General features: G+C 34.4%; 3 protein-coding genes. 1 reads left to right on the plus strand and 2 read right to left on the minus strand.

Annotated features, from left to right (window positions below; genetic code table 11):
* Positions 1 to 253: 253 nt before the first annotated feature.
* Positions 254 to 1,318 (minus strand): tRNA lysidine(34) synthetase TilS, encoded by a 1,065-nt coding sequence (tilS, locus tag F6K40_RS38050; protein ID WP_293144830.1) that lies wholly within the window; start codon positions 1,316 to 1,318, stop codon positions 254 to 256.
* Between the two features lie 1,455 nt (positions 1,319 to 2,773).
* Positions 2,774 to 3,319 (minus strand): NADPH-dependent FMN reductase, encoded by a 546-nt coding sequence (locus tag F6K40_RS38055; protein ID WP_293144833.1) that lies wholly within the window; start codon positions 3,317 to 3,319, stop codon positions 2,774 to 2,776.
* Between the two features lie 159 nt (positions 3,320 to 3,478).
* Between F6K40_RS38055 and ftsH the strand changes: the two genes are divergently transcribed.
* Complete coding sequence (ftsH, locus tag F6K40_RS38060; RefSeq protein WP_293144836.1) at positions 3,479 to 5,452, plus strand: ATP-dependent zinc metalloprotease FtsH; 1,974 nt, start codon at positions 3,479 to 3,481, stop codon at positions 5,450 to 5,452.
* Positions 5,453 to 6,129: the final 677 nt, after the last annotated feature.

A 6,129-nucleotide genomic window follows, 5' to 3' on the forward strand; every position in this document is an offset into this window, starting at 1 on the left:
TGTAATATCAAATCCGCTTGCTTTGGAGAATAAGGTTCTACTATCAGTATTGGCAAAAACTCTTAGTTTTGTAGGGGTTTGGTCACCAAACCCCTACAATATTGAATTGTACCGATACTACCGGATTTGATATTACCTATCCTTGAAACGGATAGGATTGACTAATTATGAAAATTTTTTATTGTTTCTCCTTGCTAAGGAGAGGCTTTAAACCTTAATTATTGGGTAATTTTTTATACTAAATATCTTTAATTTATACTAAAATAATCCAGGGATGTTGAACTTTGGCGATCGCTCCTCCAGGAAAGGGGTCTGTTTGAGAACGGTTGGGAGCATGGATCAGGGCTGTTAGCTTTTCAATATGACTGAAGTTAGGATTGGTAGGTAAAACTTTGTTTAGGATATGTCTCATTACTCTACGTTGTAATGCTAGAGAAACTTCACGCAATACTAAACGGTTGATGATATATCTGATTGGTTGAGACTCAAATTGAGAAATATTGAGATTATCCATATCATCTATATCTATTTTTGTTACTTTTTCTAATAACTTTTCTGTCTCATTTTCAAAATACTCGACTTCAGCACTTAGTATTTCTGCTGTTTGTGCTAATGCTAATTCAGTTTGAGGGTTAAACTGACGTAGGATAGGAAATAATTCTAGGCGGATACGATTCCGAGCATAACGTAAATCTTGGTTTGTAGAATCTTCCCAAATTGCGATTTTTTGCTCTTGACAAAAGTTACCTGTTTGGCTACGAGTAATTTCTAATAGGGGACGTACCAATAAGGGGCAGAAATTTTCTGTTAGGGGACGTTGCCAAGTTAGGGCTTGGAGGCCGTCAGTCCCACTACCACGAATTAGATTGTAGAGGAGAGTTTCTGCGCGATCGCTAGCTGTATGGCCAGTTACAATGTATTGAAAATTAGATTCATTAGCAATTTTACTTAGGGTTTGATAACGCCATTTTCTGGCTTCTGCTTCACTTTTATAAATTTTATTTGCTGTTTCTAGATAGAATGGTAGTTGCCAATTTGTGGCTAATTTTTTTACATAATTAGCATTAGCTTCTGAGTCAGCTCGCCATTTATGGTCACAATGAGCAACTGCTAAATACCAATCCCATTTTGATTGTAAATCTAATAGTAATTTAGTGAGACATAGTGAGTCTTGACCTCCGGATACTGCGATTAATATTCTTTGATTTTTTGGTAATATTTTTCTTTGACGTAATGTTTGATTTAGTTGGGCATGGAGTGGTGTCCAATCAAGATTAGGAGATTTCATTATGAAGTTAGATGTTGAGGATTTTGACATTGCTAAAGTTAACTATAACCTCTAGTTTTTGGAATGTTTTTTACTAAGCTTTGAGGGAATTTATCAAGAGGTTATGATAATTTTTTATCTAAGATTTTGCTGTCATATGAATTCAAAAGTTAGAAGTAGTTTTGGTAATAATTAATGGGGATTTTTGACGTTAAAAATTAAATTATTAGTTTGTTTTATAAAAAAGTTTAACTGATTAAGTTGTTGAGGATTTTGACATTGCTAAAGTTAACTACAACCTCTAATTTTGCGAGTGTTTTTTACGAAGATTTGAGGTAATTTATCAAGGGAATTTCTGAAGTTAGAAGTTAAATTCTTCCTTGATGATAGAAAAAAGATTTAACTGATTTAGTTGTTGAGGATTTTGACATTGCTAAAGTTAACTACAACCTCTAATTTTGGGAGTGTTTTTTACGAAAATTTGAGGTAATTTATCAAAAGGTTCTGATAATTTTTGATCTAAGATTTTACTGTCATATGAATTCAAAAGTTAGAAGTGGTTTTTGTAATAATTAATGGGGATTTTTGACGTTAAAAGTTAAATTATTCCTTGATGATAGAAAAAGATTTAACTGATTTAGCTGTTGAGGATTTTGACATTGCTAAAGTTAACTACAACCTCTAATTTTGGGAGTGTTTTTTACGAAAATTTGAGGTAATTTATCAAAAGGTTCTGATAATTTTTGATCTAAGATTTTACTGTCATATGAATTCAAAAGTTAGAAGTGGTTTTTGTAATAATTAATGGGGATTTTTGACGTTAAAAGTTAAATTATTCCTTGATGATAGAAAAAGATTTAACTGATTTAGCTGTTGAGGATTTTGACATTGCTAAAGTTAACTACAACCTCTAATTTTGGGAGTGTTTTTTACGAAAATTTGAGGTAATTTATCAAAAGGTTCTGATAATTTTTTATCTAAGATTTTGCTGTCATATGAATTCAAAAGTTAGAAGTGGTTTTTGTAATAATTAATAGGGATTTTTGACGTTAAAAGTTAAATTATTAATTTGTTTTATAAAAAAGTTTAACTGATTAAGTTGTTGAGGATTTTGAAATTGCTAAAGTTAACTACAACCTCTAATTTTGCAAGTGTTTTTTACGAAAATTTGAGGTAATTTATCAAGGGAATTTTTGAAGTTAGAAGTTAAATTTTTCCTTGATGATAGAAAAAGATTTAACTGATTTAGCTTTTGAGGATTTTGAAATTGCTAAAGTTAACTACAACCTCTAATTTTTGCGAGTGTTTTCTACTAAAATTTGAGGGAATTTATCAAAACATTCTGATAATTTTTTATCTAAGATTTTACTGTAATATGAAGTTATAATTCAGAAGTATTTTTTGTCATGGGCAATGGATATTTTTGAAGTTAGAAGTAAATTCTTCCTTGACTCGATAAAAAAGATTTAACTGATTTAGCTTTTGAGGATTTTGACATTACTAAGGTTAACTACAACCTCGAATTTTTCGAGTATTTTCTACTAAACTTTGAGCGAATTTGTCAAAACGTTCTGATAATTTATCATCTAATAATTTACCATCATTAGAAAAAGTATTCCAAGCTTGACCAACAGCAATTTGCTCTGGAATTACCCAAGCATGAACCCATCGCAAAATTAATCGTAAATGATTTAGTGCATTACTATTTGATTGACCTCCTAATACACTAATAAAACCTGCTACCTTTCCATCTAGATGTTCAAAACTCATTAAATCAAGAGCATTTTTCATCACACCACTCAAACTACCATGATATTCTGGAGTTACTAAAATCAGACCATCAGTTTCCTTAACTGTTTGCCTCATTTTGTCCACATCTGGATATTCTGGATATTCCTTTTCTCCATTACAAAAGGGGAGTTTGAGAGTCCGCAAATCCAAGATTTCTACTTCAGCACCTATAGCTTCTAGTCTTTGAGCTACTATTTCTAAAGCTTTTTGGCTATAGGAACTAGACCTTAAACTACCACTAATTCCGACAATTTTTACCATTGCATTTAAACTAAAAAATGATATTTATTTAGTCACAGTCGTAATAAGTACGATTGAAAATAACAAAGCAAATAAACAAACCTCAATTTGAAAATACGCTATTTATAAATATATTAGGCTTATATCCTGAATCTAGACAAAAGGCCACAATTAAAAATAATGAAAAATTTTTGGCAACAAATTAAAACTGATGTACTTAAGGGAATTAATCACCATGACTCATCATTAACTATTCTTGGTAAAATTCCTGGTCAAAATTTAAGTAGAAAACTGATCTGGAAAATTTTGGCTACTGGGATAATTGCTCAAGGAACATTATTAGGAACTCCAGCTTTGGCTAACAATACCCAAAAAAGCCTTAGTTATAGTCAGCTATTAGAGAAAATTCAAGCTGGAGAAGTAACAGAAATAGATGCCTATCCCTCTCAAGGAATTGCTAAAGTTAGTCTCAAAGGACAAAAGAGCAGCGAGCCAATGTACACAGTTAATATGTTTGAGTATAACCCGGAACTACTCGATCAAGTTCGTGCTCAAAAAATTAACTTTGAGCTGAAGCGCTCTCCCGACAATAGCTTTGCTATGGGCATTATATTTAATATCCTCATCATTTTTGTGGTCATTTTTATACTACTGACAATTTTGCGTCGCTCTAGTCAGTCCCAAGGAAATGCTTTGAACTTTGGCAAGTCTAGGGCACGTTTTCAGATGGAGGCCAAAACAGGGGTATTGTTTGATGATGTGGCAGGTATCGAAGAGGCAAAAGAAGAACTTCAGGAGGTTGTCAGTTTCTTGAAAAAACCAGAGAAGTTTACAGCTATTGGGGCAAAAATTCCTAAAGGTGTACTTTTGGTAGGGCCACCAGGAACTGGTAAGACTCTATTGGCAAAGGCGATCGCTGGTGAAGCAGGGGTTCCTTTTTTTAGTATTTCTGGTTCGGAATTTGTGGAAATGTTTGTGGGAGTGGGAGCTTCTCGGGTACGAGATTTGTTTAGAAAGGCTAAGGAAAATGCTCCTTGTATCATATTTATAGATGAAATAGATGCGGTAGGTAGACAAAGAGGTGCCGGTATTGGTGGGGGTAATGATGAACGGGAACAAACTCTTAACCAATTACTAACCGAAATGGATGGGTTTGAGGGTAATACTGGAATTATTATTATTGCGGCGACTAATAGGCCAGATGTTTTGGATACTGCTTTATTACGTCCGGGTCGTTTTGATAGACAGGTGATGGTAGAGTTGCCAACTTATAATGGACGTTTGAGAATTTTGGAAGTTCATGCTCGGAACAAGAAATTAACCCGAGAGGTTTCTTTGGAGGCGATCGCTCGTCGGACAATTGGATTTTCTGGAGCTGATCTTGCTAACTTGCTAAATGAAGCAGCTATTTTGACAGCTCGACGTCGCTTGGAGGCCATAACTATCCAAGAAATTTACGATGCTATAGATCGATTAGTCATTGGCATGAAATTACCTCCCAGGATGGAGGGCAAGAGGAAGTGGATGACCGCTTACCATGAAGTAGGGCATGCGATAGTAGCCACATTGACAAAAAATGCTAACTCTGTGGATAAAGTTACTATTATTCCTCGTTCTGGTGGTATTGAAGGTTTTACTAGCTTTGTATTGGATGAAGAAATGATTGATACTGAAGGTCTGCGGAGTCGGTCTTCTTTTTTAGCCAGGATAACTGTGGCCTTGGGGGGACGAGCAGCAGAAGCTGAAATTTATGGAGATATGGAAATTGATGCAGGAGCAGAACAAGATATTAAGAATGTAACTCAGATAGCTCGAAAAATGGTTACTCTTTACGGGATGTCAGATTTAGGTCCTGTAGCTCTAGAAAGTCCAAATAATGAGGTTTTTCTTGGTCGTGGTTGGCAGTCGCAGCAGTCTGAATATTCTGAGGAAGTTGCTACTAAGATTGATCATCAAGTACGAGCAATAGCTATTAATTGTTATGAGGAAGCTCGGCGAATTATTAGAGAAAATCGTGTTTTGATAGATAGGTTGGTAGATTTATTGATAGAAAAGGAGACTATTGATGGTGATGAGTTTCGTAGAATAGTTTCGGAATATAAGGAGTTACCTGAGAAACAGAAGTCGGCTATTAATTTACAAAAGAAAAGTTAAGGTGTAAGTTAGTTTTTGGGTGGTAGATGGTGGAAAAAATATTTTCACTCATCACTTGCCCAAAAACATTTTCGATAAGTCTCAACATTTTGCTGGTTTGGAGGAAAAATTTCTGAGGTTGAAAGAAATAACTAGGTGGAGAATTTTTGAGTGTTTCAAAGGAGGAAGTGAAAAACTAAGACGTCTTAGATAAGTCTCAACATTTTGCTGGTTTGGAGGAAAAATTTCTGAGGTTGAAAGAAATAACTAGGTGGAGAATTTTTGAGTGTTTCAAAGGAGGAAGTGAAAAACTAAGACGTCTTAGATAAGTCTCAACATTTTGCTGGTTTGGAGGAAAAATTTCTGAGGTTGAAAGAAATAATTAGGTGGAGAATTTTTGATTGTTTCAAAGGAGGAAGTGAAAAACTAAGACGTCTTAGATAAGTCTCAACATTTTGCTGGTTTGGAGGAAAAATTTCTGAGGTTAAAAGAAATAATTAGGTGGAGAATTTTTGACTGCTCCTGTTTCCTACTGAAAAACTATAACGTCTTAGATAGCTAATCAAATTCCTGTGCAACATTTAACCTACTCAAAGCTATTCACCTTGAATCTGTATAGCATCACCAGTTAAAGTGATGGCTGTTGCCGGCAAAGCTCGCAACATAATATTACGAGCGCCGTTCCAATCCCTATGGGC

Origin of the sequence: Okeania sp. SIO3I5 (assembly GCF_010672085.1) — a bacterium.
GTDB lineage: Bacteria > Cyanobacteriota > Cyanobacteriia > Cyanobacteriales > Microcoleaceae > Trichodesmium.

Coding starts and splice junctions, on each gene's coding strand:
- tilS (WP_293144830.1), bottom strand. CDS start 1,318: ATGTCAAAATCCTCAACATCTAACTTCATAATGAAATCTCCTAATCTT.
- F6K40_RS38055 (WP_293144833.1), bottom strand. CDS start 3,319: ATGGTAAAAATTGTCGGAATTAGTGGTAGTTTAAGGTCTAGTTCCTAT.
- ftsH (WP_293144836.1), top strand. CDS start 3,479: ATGAAAAATTTTTGGCAACAAATTAAAACTGATGTACTTAAGGGAATT.